We start from the raw sequence: 23,047 nt of genomic DNA, 5'->3' as shown, positions 1-23,047 counted from the left end.
GCGGAAACCCCGCCGCCTTGTGGCGAACGGGGTTTCTACTCAAAATCGTGATATGCGGCTTCAAGCCGCGCGAATCACTTGAGCTCGACGGTAGCGCCGGCTTCTTCGAGCTGGGACTTAGCCTTCTCAGCGTCTTCCTTCTTGGCCTTCTCCAGGACAGCCTTCGGAGCGCCGTCGACCAGAGCCTTGGCCTCAGCCAGACCCAGGGAGGTGATAGCGCGGACGGCCTTGATGACCTGGATCTTCTTGTCGCCAACGGCGGAGAGGATGACGTCGAACTCGTCCTTCTCTTCCTCAGCCGGAGCAGCAGCGCCCGGAGCGGCAACGGCGACAGCAGCCGGAGCGGCAGCCTCGACGTCGAACTTCTCTTCGAAAGCCTTGACGAACTCGGAGAGCTCAACCAGGGTCATCTCACCGAAAGCTTCGAGCAGCTCATCGTTGGTGTACTTAGCCATAATGGCTTCCTTTCATTCTTGGCGACGGTTTGATTGAAGAGGTGACCGCCACCTAAAACAATTATTTTTTTCTTTTATGGTCACTATCATTCACGCGGCTAACCGCAATGAAATCAGGCGGCCTTTTCCTGCTTCTCGCGGAGCGCATCGATCGTACGCACAGCCTTGGTCGGCAGAGCGTTGAACAGGTACGCGGCCTTGGACATCGTAGCCTTGATGTCGCCGGCGAACTCGGCGAGCAGCTGCGGGCGAGACTTGAGGTCTGCCAGCTTCTTGGCGCCTTCAGCATCGTAGACGGTGCCATCAGCAAAGCCGCCCTTGATGATCAGTGCCTTATTGGTCTTGGCGAAGTCACGCAGGGTCTTCGCAGCTTCGATGAAGTCACCCTTCACGAAGGTTACAGCGGTCGGGCCGGCGAGGATCTCATCGAGACCTTCGATGCCAGCTTCCTTGGCTGCGATGCGGACCAGCGTGTTCTTAGCCACAGTGTAGGAAGTATCGCGGCCTAGCTTTTCGCGCAGTTCAGAGATCTGCGGAACGGTAAGCCCGCGGTACTCGGTCAGGTAGATAGCGTCAGCTTCACGGAACTTATCCGTAAGCTGGGCGACCACCGCTTCCTTTTCGGGCCTCTTCATGGCGTTCCTTCCTTAGTCAACCATTGACTGTGAAGCAGGAACGTTTCGCCGGGCAATAAAAAAGCCCTGCACGCAGGCAGAGCAACATTCGACCGCTAAGCGGAAAGCCCTTGGTGGGCGTATGTTCTTCAACCTGCGTTGGCTTGGCGAACCAAACTTCGTGAGCGCTTATGCGCCCCAACCAACGGTCTGTGGTTTACAGATGAATAACCTACGGCCATGCTTGGACTTACGATCATTCGGGCGTGTCGCACTTCACGAATCCTCATGACTTACTCAGGTGTTACGGTTAGGCCTTGTTTGGAATCCCACGATTCCATGAGGCGAGTCGCAATTCTCGCCGGAACGCGCCGCGCACCAGCCGGAACGTTCCTACCAACCCAAGAGATAGAGATAGAGAAAATGGAAAAATTCTTCCATCTGAAGGAGAACGGCACCACCGTGTCCACTGAGGTCATGGCCGGTCTGACCACGTTCTTCGCAATGTCATATATCATCATCGTCAACCCGCAGATCCTGTCGCAGACCGGTATGCCGTGGGGTGGCGTGTTCCTCGCAACCATCATCGCAGCCATTGCGGGCACGCTCGTCATGGGCCTGTTCGCCAACGTTCCGTACGCTCAGGCCGCCGGCATGGGCCTCAACGCGTTCTTCACCTACACCGTTTGCTTCGGTCTCGGCTTCACCTGGCAGCAGACCCTGTGCATGGTGTTCCTGTGCGGCCTGATCAACATTCTGATCACCGTCACCAAGATTCGTAAGATCATCATCCAGGCCATTCCGGAAGTGCTGCAGAACGCCATCGGCGGCGGCATCGGCCTGTTCGTGGCCTATGTCGGCTTCCTGAACGTCGGCTTCTTCACCTTCACCACCAAGGCCGATGCCAAGAACGGCGACACCGTGCAGGCGACCCCGGGCCTTGCTGTCATGAACAATCCGACCATCTGGCTGTTCATCATCGGCTTGTTCCTCGCCATCATTCTCACCGTGCTCAAGGTGCGCGGCGGCATGCTGATCGCCATCGCGGTCACCGCCATCGTCGGCATTCCGATGGGTCAGACCACCATGGCCAACTCCATCTCCATCGGCGACACCTTCGCCCAGCTGCCGCAGACTTTTGGTGCGATCTTCAGCGCCGAGGGCTTCCCCGCTCTGTTCTCCGACGTGTCGAAGCTGCCGATCATTCTGCTGACGATCTTCGCATTCTCCATGTCTGACACCTTCGACACCATCGGCACGTTCATCGGCACCGGCCGCCGCACCGGCATCTTCTCCGCGGAAGACGAGGAAGCCCTCGAAAATGGTTCCGGCTTCTCCTCCAAGATGGACAAGGCGCTGTTCGCCGATTCGATCGCAACTTCCATCGGCGCCATCTGCGGCACCTCCAATACCACCACGTATGTGGAATCCTCCGCAGGTATCGCAGCCGGCGGCCGCACCGGCCTGACCTCCGTGATCGTGGCCATCTGCTTCGCCCTGTCGGCCTTCCTCTCCCCGGTCATCTCCGCCATTCCATCCGCCGCAACCGCAGGCGTGCTCGTGGTGGTGGGTTGCATGATGGCATCCTCGCTGAAGGAAATCGACTGGAGCGATATCTCCGAGGCCGTCCCGGCGTTCTTCGCCTCCGTGTTCATGGCGTTCAGCTACTCCATCTCCTACGGCATCGCCGGCGGCTTCATCACCTACTGCCTGATCAAGACCTGCAAGGGCAAGGCCAAGGAAGTGCATCCGGTGATCTGGATCGTGTCTCTGCTGTTCATTCTGGACTTCGTCATCACCGCGATCCTGTAGTTCTGAACGTCAGGTTCAACCTGACCACCAGCCGAAATTACTGGTTCAGTAAATAAATTTAAATTCGGCAAATGAAATAGGGGCGATTCCGCTCTCACTGCGGAGTCGCCCCTATTGTTGTATCGCTTGTTTGTTGTATTACTTTTTATTGAACTGACTTACGCGATGGCTTGCGAGAAGGCGTCAACCAGACTTTCCATCCAGGCCGTCAAGGAATCGTATTGTTCCGGCATTTGCTCGGTCAGTTCAACCATGGGCACGTTTGCGGATTTCGCGGCATTCGTGATTTTGCCCGTCAGCTCGCTTTCCTCCTGCGTATTGACGATCAACAGTTTGATTTCACCTGATTTCAATGCGTCGGCGAACTGCCTGATATCCGTTGGCGTCGGCTCGCTTTCGTTCGCTGTGGCTCGCGCGTACCCGCTTGGCGTTGCGTCGGTCAAACCCATGTCTTCCGCCAGATAGCTTGCCACGGATTCCGTTGCCGCGTACGCCAATCCATCCGATTTCTGTTTCACTTCGGCGATTTTGCTTTCGACGTTGTTTTCTTCAGATTTCCACTGATCGTGCAGCTTGTCGAAATCACTCTTTTTCGCGGCGTCGGCCTGTTCGTACGCTTCGGTGATCGCCTGTGCCACTGCCTTGCGCACATCGGCGGAGAACCAAACATGCGGATTTTCGCCGTCATTCACCCCGCCGACTGCAGCGGCATTGACGATGGTTGCGTTGGCGGATTGCGCCGCTTTGACCGCCCATGCGTCGTAGCCGGCTCCATTGACGATGATGACTTGCGCTTTCTGCAGTTTGGCGATATCCGACGTCGTTGGCTCGTAATCATGCGCATCCACATTGGTGGAATTGATGATGCTGGTTACGTTGACGTTGCCACCGCCCAAGGTTTTCGCCACGGTACCCCACTGATTCACGGAAGCGACCACTTCGATGGTTCCGTTTTTTTCGGATGTTAATTGGCCTCTTCCGCACGCAGCAACCGACGCAAGCATTCCTACAGAAGCAAGTGCGGCAATCGCAATTCTCGCAATACGGTGCATGATAGATCCTCCCTAACGTGATACAACGCCATCATAACCTAAATTGAGAATCATTATCAATAGGGCGTGTCGTGATCAAGCATCACATACAAAAACTCCCGCTCAGGGAACGGCCGCCACGAACGGAATCGAAATGGTTAGCGAAGTAACCGCTTTCGACCGCACATTCGTACGACAATTCCCCGCAAGCGGGAGTAAGAGATGATCTGCCGATCAGCCAAAGCGTGCAAGCTCGCAGGAAAAGGAGCCCTGCCAAGGCAAGGCACTATTTCCTGCCTCGATGCTGTCGCACCTCGGCGCCGCCTACAAACAGCCCACTGGACTGTTTGCTTAACGGCGTCGCCTACCAAGGCAAGGCACTATTCCCTGCCTCGATGCTGTCGCACCTCGGCGCCGCCTACAAACAGCCCACCGGACTGTTTGCTTAACGGCGTCGCACCGGACCGACGCTACGCTTTGGCAGATCGGCTTTGCCGATCAGCCGCGTGCAATTAAGGAGCTTCGCAAAGCGAAGCACAATCCGCTGGCTCGCTAAAGCTCGCTTGCGTCGGTCCACTGGACCGACGCTACGCTTTGGCAGATCGGCTTTGCCGATCAGCCAAAGCGTCCCGATACGTAACGCTCGGCTTCTTCGTTCTGGGGGTTATTGAACATGGTGGTCGTGTCGGTGAAATACTCGAGGTGACCCGGCTGGCCGACGGCTTTCAGGTTGAAGAAGGCGGTGTAATCGGCAATACGAGCAGCCTGCTGCATGTTGTGCGTCACGATCACGATGGTGTAGTCGTTCTTCAGCTCGTTGATCAGATCCTCGACAGCCAGCGTCGAAATCGGGTCAAGAGCGGAGCACGGCTCGTCCATCAGCAGCACCTGCGGGTGCACGGCCACGGCGCGGGCGATGCACAGACGCTGCTGCTGGCCACCGGAAAGGCCGATGCCCGGATTATCAAGACGATCCTTGACCTCGTTCCACAGGTTGGCGCCACGCAGAGCCCACTCGACCAGATCGTCCGCATCGGACTTCGAAATCTTACGGTTGTTGAGCTTCACGCCGGCGAGCACGTTCTCGCGGATGGACATGGTCGGGAACGGGTTCGCGCGCTGGAACACCATGCCGACATCGCGGCGCACGGCAACCGGGTCGATGTCCTTGTCGTACAGGTTCTTGCCTTCCAGCAGCACCTCGCCTTCGCAGTGGGCGCCCGGAATGATCTCGTGCATACGGTCGAGCGTGCGCAGCACCGTGGACTTGCCACAGCCGGAAGGTCCGATGAAAGCGGTGACCTTGTTGGCTTCGATGTTGATGTTCACATCTTCAACGGCCAGGAAGTCGCCGTAGTAGATGTTCAGATGATTGACATCAATACGTTGTCCCATTTTGGTTCCTTATATGTTGTTTCTGTATGTAAGACTACCGCTCATCGTTCCGACTTGACTGCGAAGATCTTCGCCACGAGTCGACCGATAAGGTTGAGGATAAGCACGATGAGGATCAGCACGAGAGCCGCAGCCCATGCGCGTTCCATCGGGATGGTGGTCACGCAAGAAGCGTCGGCCGAAGCCGGGCAGTTCGCGTTGAGCTTGGAGTACTCCTGGTAGACGTACACCGGAAGGGTGGTCATCTGGCCGGAGAAGAGGTTGACATTCGTGGAAGCGATATAGCCTGCGGTCATCAGCAACGGAGCGGTCTCACCAATCACACGGGCGACGGCGAGAATCGCACCCGAAACAATGCCCGGCAAAGCGGTACGCAACACGATCTTCGTAATCGTGCGCTGCTTGGTAACACCCAAAGCGTACGACGCTTCACGCAAATCGTGAGGTACGATCTTCAGCATTTCCTCGGAAGACTTGACCACGGTCGGCAGCATCAGCAACGACAATGCCACGGAACCTTCGAAACCGTTGATGGTGCCAGGTCCAATCAGAATCACGAACATCGAGAACGCGAACAAACCGGCGACGATGGACGGAATACCGCTCATCACGTCGACCAGCAGTGTGATGACGCGAGCCAACTTGCCACGGTTGGAATATTCAACCAGGTACACGGCGCACATCAGACCGATCGGAATGGAAATGACCATAGCACCGAACGTGATTTCCAACGTACCGATGATGGCGTGCTGAATACCGCCGTAACCACCGGACGGTGTCGGATTGCCGCCGACCACGCCGGTCATGTTATAGCTCAGGAAGTTGAGATTCAGCCTCTTGACACCGTTGATTATGGTGGTGATCAGCACCGAGAACAGCGGAATCAGCGCCACAATGAACGCAAGCGCGATCAGCACGCGCATCGCGAGATCCTTACGCTTACGTGCAGCGGTAAAGGAACGGGTCGGCTTGAACTTGTCGAAATCGATGACGGGGGCACCGTCCATCGGAGAAGCGTTGTCATTCACTGCGGTCATCACACACTCGCTTTCTCGGTAAGCTTACGGGCGATGAAATTCACCACGAAAGTAATGAGGAACAGCACCAGGCCGGTGCCGATCAGCACGGACACGCCGAGATTGTTGGCTTCCGGATACTGCGCGGCGATGTTGGCTGCGATCGTCTGGTTCTGCGAGGCCTGCAGCAGCTTGATGGAGTAGTTGAGGCCCGGAGACAGGATCATGAGCACGGCCATAGTTTCGCCAAGAGCACGGCCCAAGCCCAACATCGAAGCGGACACCACACCAGACTTGCCGAACGGCAGCACCGCGAGCTTGACCATTTCCCAACGAGTGGCACCCAATGCGAGCGCGGCCTCTTCCTGAAGGCGCGGGGTCTGCAGGAAGATATCGCGAGACATGGAGGTGATGATCGGCAGAATCATGACTGCGAGCACCACGGCCACGGTGGCGACGGTACGGGAAGGATTGGCGGCAGGACCTGCGAACAGCGGAATCCAGCCAAGATACTTGGCCACCCAATTCCAGAACGGGTAGATGGCGGGCACCAGCACCAAGCCGCCCCACAGACCGTAGATAACGGACGGGATTGCGGCAAGCAGATCGACCACATAGCTCAAGGCGGTGGCGAGCTTCTTCGGCGCGTAGTGCGAGATGAACAGTGCGATGCCGACCGACACGAAGAAGGAAATCAACAGTGCCAGCGCGGAGATCAGCACGGTGCCGAACAGCAACGGTCCGACGTAGCTCCAGAAGCTGGAGGCCTTGCCGCCGGTGAAGTTGCTGATGGTTTCGCTATTGGCCTGCTGATCGCCGCCGATCAACGGCCATGCGCGGAACAGCAGGAACAGCGCGACGGCGGCAAGCACCACGAGGATCAGGATGCCGCAGGCGTAGGCCACGCCCTTGAACACCTTGTCCGCGTTTTTGCCGCTTACCGGCTGCTGTGCCGTTTTGCTTTGCGAACTCACGGGTTCTCCTTAACTTGCGATTGCTTGAACAGGTCTACGATGACGTTCGATGACTGGCGATGATGACGTTCGATGGTTACGATTTCCGTTTCATCTACAGGTACCGTTTCAGGCCGCACCCGCTTTCATGTTGCGGCTGCGGCCTGAAACAGACGGTCAGTTGCCGTTCACCGAGAGCTTATCGCTTACTGTATCAAAGCTCACTTGGTTTCGATGGCGTCGATGGACTTGAGGACCTTCTGGCGCATGGTGTCGGACAGCGGGGCGGAGCCTGCTGCGGAAGCAGCGGTCTTCTGGCCTTCGTCGCTGACCACGTAGGTGAGCCAGGACTTGACGAACTTGGCGGTGTTGGCATCCTTGTATGCCGGGCAGGCGATGTCGTAGGAGACAAGCACGATTGGGTAGGCGCCGGCCTCGGTGGTGTTGTGGTCGAGCTTGACGACTACACGGTTGTCGCCGGTGGCGGATTCGTCGAGCGGGGAGGCGTCCACGACCTTGGCGGCGGCTTCAGCGGAGAACGGCACGTAATCGTTGCCGATCTTCACTGCAACGGTGCCGAGCTCGCCAGCCTGGGAAGCGTCGGCGTAGCCGATGGTGCCGTCAGCCTGCTGCACGGTGGAGATCACGCCGGAGGTGCCCTTGGCGCCCTGACCAACCTCGTTCGGCCAGTTCTCGCCAGGCTCATAGCTCCAAGCGTCGCCAGCGGCATCCTTGACGTAGCTCAGGAAGTTCTTGGTGGTGCCGGACTTGTCGGAGCGGTGCACCACGGTGATGTCGAGATCAGGCAGGTCAACCTTCGGGTTCTGCTGCTTGATGGCGTCATCGTTCCACTTGGTGATCTTGCCGTCGAAGATCTTGGCGATGGTGTCGGCGTCCATGTTCAGGGTCTTGCCCTTGCCGGAGATGCCGTTGAGGTTGAAGACCACTGCGATCGGGGAGATGTAGACCGGGATGTCGAAGGCGTTGCCGGAAGCGCATACGCTCTTGGACTGCTCGACCTCGTCATCGGACAGGGAGGCATCGGAGCCGGCCCATGCGGTGGCGCCGGTCAGGAAGGTGGAAACGCCAGCGCCGGAACCAGACGGGTTGTAAGCGACCTTGGCATCCGGGTTGGTGCCCTGGAAGCCGGCGATCCAAGCTTCCACAGCAGCCTGCTGGGAGGAAGCTCCAGCGCCGGAGAAGTTGCCGGACACGGTCTCGGTGGTCTTGGTGTTGGTACTGGCTGAAGAATCAGTGGTGGAAGCAGTGTTGTCGCCGCAAGCCGCGACGGAAGCCAGCATCACAATGCCGGACACAGCTGCAATGGAACGTACGAGAATGGAATTACGCATTATTCTTTTCCCTCTGTCAACCTTCTGATGGCGCATGTTTCTGATATTTCATGTTCTGTTGTCGCCATCGTTCTTCATGACAATGTCAAGCCTATTGGTGGTTTGGGGCCTGCATAACCAAAATCGGTGAACGGAAGATGAACACTCTACGACACTTCGGACGTTTTCGTCATTTCCATTCACCGATCTTCGGCGACCACTGCGATGCAACGGTTTTACATTCAGTTATTAATCGATAATCAACACTTCGGCAACTTGCGATGATTACTGGAATCGCAGCATTTTATAATATATATTTTCAGCCATCGCGATATTTTCGCTTTATTCCGCAGGAACGTCGATTTTGTAGCCCAAACCACGCACGGTGGTCAGATATTTCGGATGCGCCGGATCCTCCTCGATTTTGGAGCGGACACGCTTGACGTGCACATCCAACGTCTTGGTATCGCCAACGTAATCGGACCCCCAAATGCGGTCGATCAGCTGGTGGCGGGTCATCACACGTCCCTTGTTCTGCATGAGATATTCGAGAAGCTCGAATTCCTTCAGCGGGAAGAACACGTTCTCTCCGCGCACCATCACCTCATGCTGGCCGATCTTCATGGAAATGTCGCCGCAGATCAGCGGAATATCGCCATCGGAGGTTTCCGTCGCGTCGGCCACCATCTGGTTACGTCGCAGCACCGCACGCACCCGCGCCAGCAGCTCGCGGAACGAATACGGCTTGGTGATGTAGTCGTCCGCGCCGATTTCCAAACCGACCACCTTGTCGATTTCCGCGCTTTTCGCGGTGAGCATGATGATCGGCACACGGCTTTGTTCACGAATTCTGCGGCATAGCGCGGTGCCGTCGAGCCCGGGCAGCATCAGATCGAGCAGCACCAGATCGATGCCGCCTTTGGTGAAAAGTTCCAGTCCTTCCTCACCGGTGGCCGCGGCGGACACGTCGTACCCTTCGCGGGTGAGCTGGTAAACCAGCGGCTCTCGATACGATTCCTCGTCCTCGACGATCAGAATGCGCGTCATCAATGCTTCTCCTCTGTGTGCTCTTGTTGATTGGAACGTTGACTGATTTGGTTATTTTCTTGAATTATTCGTTTTTCTTGAATTATTCGATTGGAAGCTGCTCTGATTCACTAATTTCCGCGGTTTCAGATTTCGCAGATTTCTCGTCTTGCTCCGATTGTGCCTGGGGCAAAGTGATGGTGAAGGTCGAACCTTCACCCTCACGCGACCACACGGCGATAGTGCCTCCGCAATCCTGCACGCAATGTTTGGTGATGGCCAAACCCAATCCTGTACCCCCTGTTTCGCGGGAGCGCGCGGGATCGACACGGTAGAATCGCTCGAAAATACGGTCCAGCGAGGATTCCGGAATGCCGATGCCCTGATCGACGACACGAATTGCGACCTTGCCATCGCCACTGCCGACACCGACCGCGACGGTAGTGTGGTCCGGAGAATAGTTGACGGCGTTCTCCACCAGATTCTTCACCGCGGTTTTGATGGTTTCATGGTCGGCGTTGATGAACACATCATCCTCATCGACAGCGTTTACGGCACCCTCGACGTGCACCAGCTTCTGCTTGCCATTCAACGAAAGCACCAGATTGATATGCTTCGATTCGGCCTTCACTTGGTTTTCGACGATCGCCTCGCGTACCAACGCAAGCACGGAAAGCCGTTCCGCATTCAGCACCGCAGCCGCGCTTTGCGCCTTCTGCAAGTCGATCAAGCGATGTACCAATTCCGTCAATCGTTCGGATTCCTTGGACACACGACCAGCGAAATACTTCACCATATCGGGATCATCTGCAGCATCGCCAATCGTTTCGGCAAGCAGGGAAATCGCACCTGCCGGGGTTTTCAATTCATGCGAAACGTTCGTCACGAAATCACGACGCATGATTTCGAAACGACGCTGCTCGCTCATGTCGGAAATGAAAATCGCAAACAGATCATCGGAAATCTGACCGACGCGCACATGCAGATACAGCGTGTCGGAAGGACGGAACTTGCCTGCCTCAATGCCCTTGCCGTCGGTGTTCTTCGCGGCCGCACGGGCGGCGCGATCCAACGGAATCGACAATTCACGCTCACGCACCACGCTGTCGGTCGACACCAATCGCAGAATATCGCGGATTTCGGCAAGCGTCACCGCACGGTCTTCAACAATGCCGAAACATTGCGCGCCCGGGGACACATATTTGACCGATGCCAGCGAATCGACGACGATCAACGCCTCCGGCATGACGGCAATAAGCTGACGTTCCGTGGACTGCACAGGCACACGCGGACCGAACAGCGACATGTTTTTCTGCGCGCCGAACAGGCTTGGATCGTTCGGATCGATCTCATCCTCCCTGAGCTGCACGCCCCGGGCACGCCCCAGCAGAAAGGCGACCACAGCGACGGCGACAACCACAATCGCCATCGCCACGTGCTCCAGCGTCATACGTTAACCTTCCGATAATCCGTCATTCTTCTTCAACAGTAGCGGTTCCGAAAAGCGATTTCCGTACGTGATTCCCTTACGCCATCGGAAGTTTCCCTGCAGTTCACTTTCATGAGATTCGCCATATCGAAATATGAGACGGCCCGTCCAGCAGTCGACGCGCTGGACGGGCCGTGTTGCGACTACATGCGCTTGACGATGTTCACTGCGATTTTCGCCGCAGTGTCGGCATATTCTGAAATGTCGAATTCCTTGAATTCCACGTAATCCGTGTCGGCATTGTCGCTCAACGCGCGAATGACCAGCACGGGCAGGTCATTGCGTGCCGCGACATGCGCCACTGCAGCGCCTTCCATTTCAACCGCGTCCGCACCGGTTTCGCGAATCACCAGCTCCACTTTCTTCGGATCATCCACGAAATAGTTGCCGGTGGCGATGATGCCGGTAATGTGATGCACATTCAGATCGGTCAGCACTTTATCGGCGACTTCAATCAGACGGCCGTCGGAGTGGAATTCCTCCACCGGCTGATCCGCAGTGCCTGGCTTCCATTGGCCGACGAGACGCATGTCAGTGTCGAGGTAGCGCAGCGTACCACCAAGCACCACGTCGTTGATGTGCAAATGCGTGTTGAGATTGCCTGCAATGCCGGAGAAGATCACGGCGTCAGGCTGGTCTGCGTCGATGAGATGCTGCGTAGTGGCGGCGATATTGACGGTGCCCATGCCGCCAACCGTTGCCGCAACGTTGACGCGCGTGCCCTTGTTGGTTTCGATGGCGCCGCGCGTCACACTGACGCCGGCTTCCTCCGTTACGGTGATGTCGCTCAATGCGGATGCGATATTGGCAACTTCCTCGTCCATGGCGCCGATGATGGCGATTGTGCTCATACGTCCGTTCCTTTCGATTGCTTCACGCTTTTCGCTCGATTTCGCTTATTTTTGCTTCGCTCACTTCCAGCGGCGCTTGCCCACGGCTTGCGCAAGTTCGCGCAGCAGCTGTTCCGTGGTCTGCCAGCTCAAGCATTTGTCGGTGATGGATTGACCGTAAGTCAGTTCGGCAAGCGGCGCCGGTTTTTGGCTGCCACCTTCGATGAAGCTTTCCATCATGATGCCGGCGATGCCTTCTTCACCGTCGGCGATGCGACTTGCGATATTGCGCACCACTTCGGCCTGACGATGCTCGTCTTTGCCGGAATTGCCATGCGAACAGTCCACGATCAGGCCGTGCGCGGCCGCGGATTCAGCTGGCATTTCCTCACGGATCAGCTTCATGGCGTTCGCCACGGATTCGGAGTCATAGTTCGGGCCGCTGCTCGAACCACGCAACACCACATGGCAGTCGGGGTTGCCGAGCGTTTTGACCACGGCCGCGCGACCCATGTGATCGACACCGAAGAACGTGTGCTGTTGAGCCGAAGCAAAACATGAATCGGTCGGCGCTTTGATGGAACCATCGGTGGCGTTCTTGAAGCCAATCGGCATCGACATGCCCGAAGCGAGCTGACGGTGCACTTGGCTTTCGGTGTTGCGAGCGCCGATCGCACCCCAGCTGACCGCATCGGAAATGTACTGCGGGCTGGTTGGTTCCAGGAATTCCGTGGCCGTAGCCAAACCGGCGTCCAATACGCCAAGCAGTGTACGGCGGGCCAACAGCAAGCCTTTCTTGATATTGCAGCTGCCGTCGATGTCGGGATCGTTAATCAGGCCCTTCCAACCGACTGTGGTACGCGGCTTTTCGAAATACACGCGCATCACAATCAGCAATTCGCCGGCCAACTCGTCTTTCAACGCGGCCAAACGACGGGCGTAGTCGAGCGCTGCCGCAGGATCATGCACGGAACATGGGCCTACAATCACCAGCAATCGATCATCCTGACCATATAGGCAGGCGCGAATCTCATCTCGAGAATAGGCGACGATTTCCTGAGCCTGATCGCTGAGCGGCAGATCGCCCAACACTTGCGCCGGTGTGGGAAGCACCTCAAATTCAAGCACTCGGCGGTTTACAATGCGGCTGATGCCAACCTGATCTTCCCATCGTGGCACATCCGTAACCACCAGCGGATTCTTACCTTCATCCATGGCCTGACGGATGGCACGAAGCTCTTCAGGCGTGTTCAGCTGCTGCTGCATCTCACTGCTCTCCTTGGAAATCACTATCTTTCCAAATCACTATCTTTCCCAAGAATAGCAATCACAATGCAAAAACCGTGCGATCACGCAGATTACGCGGTTTTTGCACGGTTTTCTATTTAGCTTATTTACGCTTATTCGCGATTATTCGGCAAGCTTGCGGCGGCTTTCGACCGCTTCGGCAAGCGTTCGCAGCAACTGTTCGGTACGTTCCCACGGCACGCAGGCGTCGGTGATGGATTTGCCGTACTCGAGCTGGTCGAGCGGAGCGGGCTTCTGATTGCCGGCTTTCAGGAAGCTTTCCATCATGATGCCGCTGATGCCCTGTTCGCCTGCTGCGATGCGGGAGGCGATGTTTTCGATCACTTCAGCTTCGCGCACTTCGTCCTTGCCGCAGTTGCCGTGCGCCGCGTCGATGACAAGACCGTGTTCGCTCGGGCCGGACGCCTTGGAAACCTTCAGATCGGCCAACGCCTTCGCCACGGATTCGGTATCGTAGTTCGGGCCGTGCGAGGAGCCGCGCAACACCAGGTGGCAATCGGGATTGCCCTTGGTTTCGGCGGAAATCACACGTCCGTCAAGATTGATGGACAGGAAATGATGCTCGAAGGCGGCCGCGAAGCAGGAGTCGGCTGCCGGCTTGATCGAACCGTCGGTGGCGTTCTTGAAGCCGATTGGCATCGACATGCCCGACGCGAGCTCGCGATGCACTTGGCTTTCGGTGTTGCGAGCGCCGATCGCACCCCAGCTGATCAGGTCGCAGATGTACTGCGGGGTGATCGGGTCCAGCCATTCCGTGGCTGCCGGGAGTCCAAGGCTCAGCACATCGGCCAGCACCTTGCGTGCAAGCCACATGCCCTTGCGAATGTTGAACTGGCCGTCGAGATCAGGATCGTTGATCAGTCCCTTCCACCCGATGGTGGTGCGCGGCTTTTCGAAATACACGCGCATCACGATGACCAGCTGGTCTTCCAGCTCTTTTTTGACGGCCGCGAGCTTTGCGGCGTATTCGTGCGCGGCTTTCGGATCATGAATCGAGCAGGGACCGACGATGACGAGCAGACGATCGTCTTTGCCGTTCAGCACATCGCGAATTTCCTGACGGGACTTCAACACCAGATCGCTCATCTCGTCGGTAAGCGGGATTTCCTTTAGAAAATATCGAGGAGCAGGAATCGGGTCCAACTGTCGAATATTGACATCCACGGTCTCCGGAAACACAGCGTTATCCAACAATTGTGCATCCCTCGAACTATCTGGACCGCGAAGACCTGACATCTCTTCTGCTCCTCCCCTGCATCATTATGCTTGCGTAGCGCGATAGCGCCACCGTCGTTACCTTAACGGATGGGGACGGAATATGGGGATGGACGACTGCATGGTGGAATGGGTGGGGGTGACGTGGGAAAGACAAAAGAAAAACCCGGGCTGGTTGACCCGGGCTAAATCTAAATGAAAACGCCTGTCGGCGTTTTCTCCTCGCTACGAGAGCCCACTGGGCTCTCGCTTAACGCTCGGCGCGTGTTGGCTACGCGCGCTTCGCACGCTACATAGCCAACGCGCCCATCGGGTCCCATGCGGGGAGCATGGTGGCCGGCTCGTCAAGAGCGGCCTGATATTCGGCAGGGAGCAGCGCCTTCGGCACAGCGACCTCGTACACGTATTCGGTAAACCAGTCGTCGCTCATGGTGAAGTAACCCTTGTCTGCGATCTTGTCTCCCCAGGAGTTCTCCACGCGCCAACGACGGGTGGTCGTGCCGTCTTCGGCCACGTCCACACCGACGAACGCCATGGCATGGTTCATTGCGGAATCGGCGAAACGCACGCGATCTTCCTTGTTCAGATCGAAGTCGACGCCATACACCTTGCCGTATTCAAACAGATCAGTAGCCCAAGCGCCGTTTTCACGATCCATCATCGGGTGGCAGTCGGCACCGAACCATACTGGAATACCCTGCTCTTCGAGAATCTGACGCACGCAATCCTTCATGAACTGGTTCGGCACGTTCAGGTATTCGGTCGGGTCTCCCCCGGCCACATTACCCAAGTGCTCGATACCGATCTTCTTGCCCTTCGCATGCTCCTGACGAGGATCGTCGACCAGGCACACGTAGCTTTCCAAATCGGCGGAACCGACGTACTTCTGCCAGAATTCCACAGGCGTGATCTCACCATCGCGGTGGAACTCGCCGTCCTTGTCGGTCCACTCCCAGTCGAAGCTCTTCGGCGGCTCGCCCAAGTGAATCGTCAGAATGCGGTGGCCGGCGGCGGTCGCTTCGGCGATCACCGAGTCAATCGAAGCCGGATCGGCATACATGTGCGCGACGGCGGTATGCAGCAGGCGACGCAATTGCACGTTCATTTCGCCGGTGTTCTTGGAGGATTCGGTTTCCGGGAACAGATCCTTCGGAACGGCACCGTACTTCTTGTACACGTTCATGGCCATGGTCCACTGACCGCCGTCGCCCATCACGTCGGCGAGCAGATGCTGAATCAGACGGGAGTCGGACGGTTCGCCGGCCTTCACAAGTTCGGCCACGTCCTGCAGGAAGTAGTTGACGCGCTCAAGCTTGTCGTAGTACATGGCATAGTTCTGGGAGAACTCGAACTCCTTCAGACCCATGTTCTTCTTGGCCACGAAGCGGGCCACGTTCAGCGAGCTGAATAGCCAGCAACGGCCGGAACGATCCTGATGGGTGGCGGTGCCATTGTCGACAATGGTGGAGAATCTGCGCTGCATGAGGCGGGCGCGGTCATAGTTGCGCGCCACCTTGTTGATACCCGCCGCGGTGACCGCGTTCATGGCCATACGGTTGTGGTCGCTGGCTTCGAAATCCTCAACCAGCGTTGCCAATGCATCAGCGCTCAACGGCGTGATGTCAGTCATTGTTCTGCTCCTCCTGTGCTTCCTCGCCCTGGTCAGACTGCTCGTCTTCGGACGGTTCTTCAAAGTCGTCATTATTCTGCTGTTCGTCGGAGACAACGTCTTCGTCGAAGGTCACTTCCGGTTCGTTCTCAACGGGCTCGCCCTCGTCGTACGATTCTTCCGGAGTTTCAGCTTCAGCTGCGGAATCATGCTGTTCGCCGTCGATGGAATTGACCACGGACAGGCCGTTCGCACCGAAACCGGAGAACGCGTTGGCAAACATGGCACGCAGTTCGCTGACACGCTGCGTGATCTGCGCTTCGCGGGTCTGCAGGTCGGCGATGCGCTTCTGCACGCCTTCCAATTCGCTCTTGGCTGCCTCACGACGCTCGTTGATCTGCTCGTCGGCCTCTTCGGTGGCCTGCTTGAGAATGCTGGCAGCCTGCTTGTCGGCGGCGTCTCGCTTGTCGGAAGCGTATGCCTCGGCCTCATCGCGCGTATGCTGGGCTTCGGAAATCAGCTCGTCGGACTGCTTCTTGGCGGTTTCACGGCGTTCGTTCAGGTCGGCGAGCAGCTCGTTGACCTTCTTCGTAGCCTCATCCTGCTGGGCGGAAATATCGGCGCGGATCTGCTCCACCTCGGCATTGACCTGGCTGATGGTCTTGGTGCGATGCACTTCGGCCTCGTCGGTGATCTCCTGCGCCTTGGCTTTGGCGGTATCCGTGATTTCCGAGGCACGTCGCTGCGCGTCCGTCATCATCTTGGACACCTGTTCACGCACGTCGGCCAGCTTCTTGTTGGCTTCGGCCAACGCGGATTCGATCTGGTCGTTGGTCTCGCTTTTCATGCGGTTGATCTCGTCATTAGCGTTCTTGCGCTGCGCCGCGATCTGCTCGGTGGCTTCGGCGCGCAGATCGGAGAGCTCACGCTCTTGCGTGGCGCGCTCCGATGCGAGACGCTTGTCGTGCTCCTCACGGGAGTTCGTCAATTCCAGGTCGACGGTCTGGCGTTGCGCCACCACGGCCTTCTGCGCTTCGCCACGCAGCTGGTCCGCTTCGCGCTGGGCGTTGGACTTCAACGTGTCGGCATCATTATTGGCCTTCGACAGCACCGCTTCGGCCTTGGCGTTAGCCTCGTCGAGAATACGCTTGGCGTCGAGCTTGGCATTGTTCAGCAGGGTTTCGGCTTGCAGCTGCACCGTGGCACGTGCCGCGGAAGCGTCTTTTTTGGCACGGTCAAGCAGCTCGGCGCTGGTCTGTTCCGCGCTGGCGAGCATCTGCTGCGCATTAGCGCCCAGAGATGCGAACGAATTCGGGTTGGCTTTCTTGTTTTTCTCTTCCTGCAGCTGTGCCTGCAGTTCAAGGATGGTCTGATCGTCGGTCTTGACCTGCTCACGCAGACGGTTCACCGTCTCCTGAGCCGAAGCGAACGCCTCATCGACCCTTTCCTTGTCATACCCCCTCAACACGATTGGGAACTGCTCAACCATGGTATTCCTTTCACGAATTCCCTTCCATCGCGCATCTTGCCCGCGCCTGTCCGTCTTGAACTTTAGCGCAGGAAAAACGTTCGGCACACGGCAGTTGCATAATTCTCACAGAGAGCACAGAAATCGTTCGAGGAAACGCCGACGCCGTTCAGCCGAGCAGGATCTCACTTGAGGATGGCTGCAGAAAATAACGCACCGATTCGCGGATCACATCGTTGCCTGCGGTGATTTGCTGCGCAATCGACAGTCCATGTTGCGGATGCGGCTGCTCGTTGACGATCGGCAGGCTTACGAAACCCGACAGAATGCGCTTTTCCTGCGCTGCCGACCAGTCAAGCAGATGGTAGAACAGCGAATTGCAGACGAACGTGCCCGCATCCGAGCTCAATGCGGCGGGAATCTCATGTTTGGCGAAATCGCGCAGAATCGAACGCAACGGCAAACGCGTCCAATATGCAGCCGGGCCTTCCGGATTGATCGGACGGCGAGGCGGAATCACATTGTCGGCGTCAGGCTTGGCCGCGTCCATCAGATTCGTGGCGCATCGTTCCAACAGCACGCCACGGGCAGAACGCTTCAAACCGGTGGCGATAACAATGTCAGGATTCGCCTGTTCGATGGCGTTCAACAGCATGGGCCAGGCGTTGGCGAAACTGACCGGAAGTGTCACCGTCGTCACGCTAATGGAAACATCCTGCAGAAGATCGTCGGACAACGCCACGGATTGAGATGGATCATTCCAATATTCGGCGAGCGCCGCAGGAACAAGTACGGCCGGATTCACGTCGATGCCGTCGTACGGGGTGAAACCTGAGATGACGATGTTGATCTGCTGCATGTGTTCCAGTGTACGTGGTCGAAAGGTAGGTTCGTTTACGATCAGTGCTTATGCATTTGCGAGAACGCTTCGGCGAACACCGCGTGCATGCGTGCTTTCGCTTCTTGTTTGGCGTGTTCCGGGTCGAGGCTGCGCGCGATGTTCTCGGCGATCGGCATGTCGGCCTGTGTGGTGATTTTGAGATTCGTTTCGGATCCGGCGACAATGGCGACCGGCTCGTTTGGCAGATAGTCCACCACCACGCGGGTGTCGTCGGTCGGGTGGAAGTCCGGATCGGCGGTGGCAAGCTCGTAAGCCTTGGTAATGGTGCCGAAACGGAAGGCCTGCGGAGTTTGCGCGCGGAATGCGTTCGTACGATCGGGCACGGAGCGCACCACCTTACGCTCTCCAAGATCTTCGGTCAGCAGAATCGTGTCGGTGGACGCGTATGCCACGGTCGCCGCGTTGAACTGATCGAGACTGTCGATGCAGCCGTCGATGGATTGCTGTTCGACGAACGGTCGCACGGAATCGTGGATGAGGATCTTCGCACCATCGGGAATGCCCGCCTGCTTGAGCAGGTCAAGCGCGGCGCGGGTGCTGTCCACACGCTCGGAGCCACCCGGAATCACCGCACGTACCTTGGTATAGCCGGCTTCGTCGATCAGCATGTTCACCATGTTGCCGACACGCTCGTTGACCACGACGATGATGTCGCTCACGCGATCGTTGCACTCGAACGCCTCAATGCTCCAGCAGACGATCGGTTTATCTTCCACCGAGACCAACTGTTTGGGATTGTTCTCATCGAATCGCGTGCCGAAACCGGCCGCCAACACCACGGCCACAACCGGCATCTTCTGTTCCTGCATCTGCTCTCTCTCACTCATACATCCCACCGTAAACCCCCGAATCGGTTTGCAACGCGCTTTGCCTCACGTTCTGCACGCAATCCGCAACAGCGCGTCGCTCTCCCACTATTCGCGTACGATCAGCGCAAGCATACGGCCTTCGTGAGCTTTGCCTGCGATGGTGGCACGGCGATGCGAGAACCAGAGCGGATTTTCCAGCGTGCACAGGCTACGGCGGATTTTCTTAAAACGTTCCGCGAGCTGCGGTTCACCTTCGCCATCGGATTGGCAGATTTCCGCCAATTCCTCATCTTCGGAAAGATACTGGGTGGCCGCGTTGACGCGGGGGCGAGAAGACATGACATTGTCGGCTGGAATTCCGGCCTTGGCAAGCTCCTGTAGCGCAGCGGCCGCAATATCGATGCCCGGCTGGCCGAAACGGCTCAGTGTGAAGGTTCCCGGGAACTGCGCGTCGAATTCGTCGGCAATGTCTCCGCCAACCTCGTAGCAGTCGCCGCAGATGCACGGACCGAGCGTGGCGACAATACGTTCCGGCTTGGCTCCCTTGGCCACCATCTTCTCGATGGTGGCGCCGATCACACCGTTCTGCAGGCCACGACGACCGCAATGCGCGGCACCGATCACACCGGCTTCCGCATCGGCCATGAGCACCGGCAGGCAGTCGGCCGCGAACATGCCGAGCGCCACGTTCTTCTGCGCGGTCACCTGGCCGTCGGCCTCGACCACTGCCGGCTCATCCGCGGTTTCGGTCATCTGCTGGGCGTTTTCACCCTTGCTGCCGGACACGTCGAAGCCGAACGGACGGTTCATTACGAACGATTCGTCCACATCGACGGCAATGCCGGAATGCACCTGGCTGACCAAGCTCAGTTTCGCATTGATGGCATTGGAGAGCGCCACGCGATTGGCGAGCACATGGTTCGGATCATCGCCGCTTTTACCACCGAGATTGCAGTGCGCATAGTCGCCTTCGCTGGTACCGCCAAGTCGCGTGGTGTACACGACTTTGACGCCCGGCGCAAGCATGATCGGAATGGTCACCGGAATCGGATTGCCGTCCACGTCGGTCGGGTCGATCGCATTGCTGTCAAGAATCGCGTCATCATACTGCTTGTCGGTCATTTTTCTGTTTTCCTTGATTGTTCTACGATTATTTCAACTAATTTCTGATGATTTTCTGCGTCTACACGATATTTTTCGCAATTATTCCGCTTTGAGCGTCGGCTTTTTGGTGCGCGATCGGATGGCAGCGTTCACCGGCACTTCCTGCGGACATGGCATGGAGAACACATGCGCCGGATTGTTGATGGCTTCAACCCAGTGACCTTCCGCGTCGCGGAATCCGCCGGCCGGAATGGTATAAGCGAGCGGCGCCGCACCCGGAAGCACGAATTCAACCTCCTGGCCGGCTTCGATCTTGTTACGGCTCATAATGGTCACGCGACCGCCGTCTTCCGGACTCCACGAAAGCACTTCGCCGACCACCAGCCATGCGCGGAAATACGCGGAACGATCGGTGCTTTGCTGCACTTTGTGTTCCGGATAATAGAAGCCGGTGGAATAGTCGCGGTGTGCCACCTTGTCTGGCTCGTCCAGCAGCCAGTCAGGCAAAGACACATGCTCCGCGGGGCGCACTCCGGCGTGATACCAGCCTTTCGGCAGAATTTCGGCAGCCGTGTTCGACTTACGCCTTGTACTGCGGGCGTGATAGCTCAGATCATCGGGTTCGCCAGCAGACGTAATAGGAACGGCTGCAATATCCGGCTTCCCCGCGAACGCGCCATCCGCATGTTCCATAATCGAATCCGTGATTTCCGGCTTGCCGTAATCCGGATCGGACGGACGAATCACACGATCGTGGAACGGCTTCAGCACAGTGCCATCCTCGTCTTCAAAACCGCGCTGCACCATATAAGCGTCAACGGCGGTCTTGTAAGCGTTCGTCATCGCCGCAATATAGTAGGCACTCTTGGAACGACCTTCGATTTTCAGACTGGTAGCGCCCGAATCAAGCAGATCGTCGATATGCGCAAGCATGTTCATATCCTGCGAATTGAACAGATACGCGCCTTCCTTGGTCTGTTCTATCGGAAAATACTGGCCGGGTCGCTTTTCTTCGACGATGGAATACTTCCAGCGGCACGGTTGCGCACATTCACCATGATTGCCGTCACGTCCGGTCAGATAGTTGGAGAACAGACAACGACCGGAGAACGCCATGCACATCGCGCCATGCACGAAGCATTCGATGTCAAGATCGTCGGGAATGCGTGCGCGAATGTCTCGCACGGCCTGCAGATCCATTTCGCGGGCAAGCACCACACGGCGTGCGCCCAGCTGGTAGAAGGCGTTCGCCGCCTGATAGTTGGTGACCCCGGCCTGTGTACTCACATGCAGTTCCAGATTCGGCGCCACTTCACGAGCCATAAGCATCACGCCAATGTCGGAAACGATCAGCGCATCCACGCCGGTGTCTTTGAGCTGGCCAATGTATTCGCGCATCGCTTCGACTTCATTGTTGCGTGGAAGCACATTGCAGGTCACGTACACGCGAGCGCCACGCTCATGCGCGTAACGGGAACCTTCCTCGAAATCCTCCAAGCTCAGGTTCTTCGGCGCCGAACGCATGCCAAACGCCTTGCCCCCGCAATAAACGGCGTCCGCACCGTAATCGACGGCGGTTTTCAGTCCTCGCAGATTGCCTGCTGGAGCCAATACTTCAGGCTTGTTTCTTCTTTGCACGCTTGTTCCTCTTGCTCGATTTTGTCGCTCTATATTCTCAACTATTCACGGGACACTTCTGCCGCATCCGGGAAATACATGCATGGAAAAACACATGCGGAAAACAAAGGCGTCCATCGATAAGACGGACGCCTTTATGCAAATCGTTGCGAATATGGCACTCAGCCGAGTTTGGCAAGTTCCTCTTCGGTGAGTTCAAGCTCGTCGGCCTTGAGGGAATCAAGAATGGTTTCCGGTCGGTGAGCGCCGGGAATCACGAACATATGGTCGCCCTTGGCCAGCTCCCAAGCGAGCACCACACGCTGATAGCTCACGCCACGGGCTTCAGCCACCTCGCGGAACGGATCGAACAGGTGCTCGTCATACGGGTGACGATAACCGCCCAACGGACTCCAGCACACGAATGCCAGACCCTGCTCGGCGCAATAGTCAAGCGTGTCCTGGGTGTCCAGATGAATCGGAGAATACTGGTTCTGCACGGCCACAAGCTTGTCACCGAGGATCTCCTGCGCGATCTTCAACTGTTCGATGCTCACGTTGGAAACGCCCGCCCACTGGGCCACACCCTGATCGAGCAACGCCTTGATGCCTTCGCAGGACTCGTTGTACGGCACTTCCGGATCATGACGGTGCAGGTAAAGCAGATCGATGCTGTCAACGCCAAGCGCCATCGCGGACTGCTTGCCGTATTCGATCAGATGCTCCGGCTTGCCGTCTCGTGGCCAAACCGGCTTGTCACCCTCCCAAGCGCGGCGCAAGCCCACCTTGGTGGCCACGGTGACTTCCTCACGCGGGCCCTTCCACGAGTCAAGCGCCTCACGCACCAGCTTTTCGCCGGTCTGTTCCTCTTCGCCCGGCGTGTAGTACGCCCAAGCGGTGTCGATGTGACGGCATCCGGCATCCAACGAGGCGTGCAATGTTTCGATACCGACATCGTGACCACGATTGTTTTCAATGGTCAATGGCATTTCGCCATGGCCGATGGCCGTGGTGTGGAACGGTCCAAGATTACGGAACAAAGCCATCCCGATCTCCTTCAACAA

The 23,047-nt window shown here is 57.4% G+C and carries 20 protein-coding genes; 1 reads left to right on the top strand and 19 read right to left on the bottom strand.

Going from position 1 to position 23,047, the window contains the following annotated elements:
• Window positions 1-74: 74 nt before the first annotated feature.
• Both rplL and rplJ read right to left on the bottom strand, forming a co-directional pair.
• Window positions 75-455, bottom strand: coding sequence for a 50S ribosomal protein L7/L12 (gene rplL, locus WMO36_RS00565; RefSeq protein ID WP_003836061.1), 381 nt, complete (start codon window positions 453-455; stop codon window positions 75-77).
• Between the two features lie 113 nt (window positions 456-568).
• Window positions 569-1,090, bottom strand: a complete 522-nt coding sequence (rplJ, locus tag WMO36_RS00560) for a 50S ribosomal protein L10 (protein WP_099570983.1) — start codon at window positions 1,088-1,090, stop codon at window positions 569-571.
• Between the two features lie 402 nt (window positions 1,091-1,492).
• On the opposite strand from rplJ, the gene WMO36_RS00555 reads away from it, so the two are divergent.
• Window positions 1,493-2,881 (top strand): NCS2 family permease, encoded by a 1,389-nt coding sequence (locus WMO36_RS00555; protein ID WP_099570984.1) that lies wholly within the window; start codon window positions 1,493-1,495, stop codon window positions 2,879-2,881.
• A gap of 158 nt (window positions 2,882-3,039) precedes the next feature.
• Here WMO36_RS00555 and WMO36_RS00550 read toward each other — a convergent pair whose 3' ends face one another.
• From WMO36_RS00550 to WMO36_RS00470, 17 genes are all read right to left on the bottom strand, one after another.
• Window positions 3,040-3,933 (bottom strand): metal ABC transporter solute-binding protein, Zn/Mn family, encoded by an 894-nt coding sequence (locus WMO36_RS00550; protein ID WP_349076414.1) that lies wholly within the window; start codon window positions 3,931-3,933, stop codon window positions 3,040-3,042.
• A 594-nt stretch (window positions 3,934-4,527) separates the two neighbouring features.
• Window positions 4,528-5,307 (bottom strand): phosphate ABC transporter ATP-binding protein PstB, encoded by a 780-nt coding sequence (pstB, locus tag WMO36_RS00545; RefSeq protein ID WP_003836065.1) that lies wholly within the window; start codon window positions 5,305-5,307, stop codon window positions 4,528-4,530.
• 41 nt (window positions 5,308-5,348) lie between these two features.
• Window positions 5,349-6,344: a phosphate ABC transporter permease PstA gene (pstA, locus tag WMO36_RS00540; RefSeq protein ID WP_186290995.1), complete on the bottom strand. Its 996-nt coding sequence runs from the start codon at window positions 6,342-6,344 to the stop codon at window positions 5,349-5,351.
• Window positions 6,344-7,297, bottom strand: a complete 954-nt coding sequence (pstC, locus tag WMO36_RS00535; RefSeq protein WP_144165138.1) for a phosphate ABC transporter permease subunit PstC — start codon at window positions 7,295-7,297, stop codon at window positions 6,344-6,346. Before pstC ends, pstA begins: the two co-directional genes overlap by 1 nt.
• Window positions 7,298-7,497: 200 nt before the next feature.
• The gene (gene pstS / locus WMO36_RS00530; RefSeq protein WP_271724511.1) at window positions 7,498-8,628 is read right to left on the bottom strand and encodes a phosphate ABC transporter substrate-binding protein PstS; all 1,131 of its coding nucleotides are present in this window, start codon (window positions 8,626-8,628) and stop codon (window positions 7,498-7,500) included.
• A gap of 321 nt (window positions 8,629-8,949) precedes the next feature.
• Complete coding sequence (locus tag WMO36_RS00525) at window positions 8,950-9,654, bottom strand: response regulator transcription factor (protein ID WP_099570988.1); 705 nt, start codon at window positions 9,652-9,654, stop codon at window positions 8,950-8,952.
• Between the two features lie 82 nt (window positions 9,655-9,736).
• Window positions 9,737-11,083: a sensor histidine kinase gene (locus WMO36_RS00520; RefSeq protein ID WP_099570989.1), complete on the bottom strand. Its 1,347-nt coding sequence runs from the start codon at window positions 11,081-11,083 to the stop codon at window positions 9,737-9,739.
• Window positions 11,084-11,265: 182 nt separating this feature from the next.
• Window positions 11,266-11,973, bottom strand: a complete 708-nt coding sequence (gene mtnN, locus WMO36_RS00515; protein WP_099570990.1) for a 5'-methylthioadenosine/S-adenosylhomocysteine nucleosidase — start codon at window positions 11,971-11,973, stop codon at window positions 11,266-11,268.
• Window positions 11,974-12,033: 60 nt separating this feature from the next.
• Window positions 12,034-13,218 carry a 3-deoxy-7-phosphoheptulonate synthase gene (locus WMO36_RS00510; RefSeq protein WP_099570991.1) on the bottom strand — a complete coding sequence of 395 codons (1,185 nt, stop codon included), beginning with the start codon at window positions 13,216-13,218 and terminating at the stop codon, window positions 12,034-12,036.
• Between the two features lie 144 nt (window positions 13,219-13,362).
• The gene (locus WMO36_RS00505) at window positions 13,363-14,496 is read right to left on the bottom strand and encodes a 3-deoxy-7-phosphoheptulonate synthase (protein ID WP_099570992.1); all 1,134 of its coding nucleotides are present in this window, start codon (window positions 14,494-14,496) and stop codon (window positions 13,363-13,365) included.
• A 268-nt stretch (window positions 14,497-14,764) separates the two neighbouring features.
• Window positions 14,765-16,105 (bottom strand): C1 family peptidase, encoded by a 1,341-nt coding sequence (locus tag WMO36_RS00500; RefSeq protein WP_270496818.1) that lies wholly within the window; start codon window positions 16,103-16,105, stop codon window positions 14,765-14,767.
• Window positions 16,098-17,573 carry a cell division protein gene (locus WMO36_RS00495; protein WP_144165146.1) on the bottom strand — a complete coding sequence of 492 codons (1,476 nt, stop codon included), beginning with the start codon at window positions 17,571-17,573 and terminating at the stop codon, window positions 16,098-16,100. The genes WMO36_RS00500 and WMO36_RS00495 overlap by 8 nt, the downstream gene beginning before the upstream one ends.
• A 148-nt stretch (window positions 17,574-17,721) precedes the next feature.
• On the bottom strand, window positions 17,722-18,411 hold the full coding sequence (locus WMO36_RS00490) for a pyroglutamyl-peptidase I (RefSeq protein WP_099570995.1): 690 nt from the start codon (window positions 18,409-18,411) through the stop codon (window positions 17,722-17,724).
• A gap of 41 nt (window positions 18,412-18,452) precedes the next feature.
• The gene (locus WMO36_RS00485; protein ID WP_099570996.1) at window positions 18,453-19,280 is read right to left on the bottom strand and encodes an IspD/TarI family cytidylyltransferase; all 828 of its coding nucleotides are present in this window, start codon (window positions 19,278-19,280) and stop codon (window positions 18,453-18,455) included.
• 87 nt (window positions 19,281-19,367) lie between these two features.
• Window positions 19,368-20,384 carry a purine nucleoside phosphorylase YfiH/LACC1 family protein gene (locus WMO36_RS00480; protein WP_144170919.1) on the bottom strand — a complete coding sequence of 339 codons (1,017 nt, stop codon included), beginning with the start codon at window positions 20,382-20,384 and terminating at the stop codon, window positions 19,368-19,370.
• An 81-nt stretch (window positions 20,385-20,465) separates the two neighbouring features.
• Entirely contained in the window at window positions 20,466-22,004 is a 1,539-nt protein-coding gene (locus WMO36_RS00475) for a peptidase U32 family protein (protein ID WP_144165152.1), read from the bottom strand.
• 161 nt (window positions 22,005-22,165) lie between these two features.
• Window positions 22,166-23,029, bottom strand: a complete 864-nt coding sequence (locus WMO36_RS00470; protein ID WP_099570999.1) for an aldo/keto reductase — start codon at window positions 23,027-23,029, stop codon at window positions 22,166-22,168.
• Window positions 23,030-23,047: the final 18 nt, after the last annotated feature.

This window comes from Bifidobacterium hominis, from assembly GCF_040095915.1.
Classification (GTDB): Bacteria; Actinomycetota; Actinomycetes; order Actinomycetales; family Bifidobacteriaceae; genus Bifidobacterium; species Bifidobacterium hominis.
This window is presented reverse-complemented; position numbering and strand designations above follow the sequence as displayed.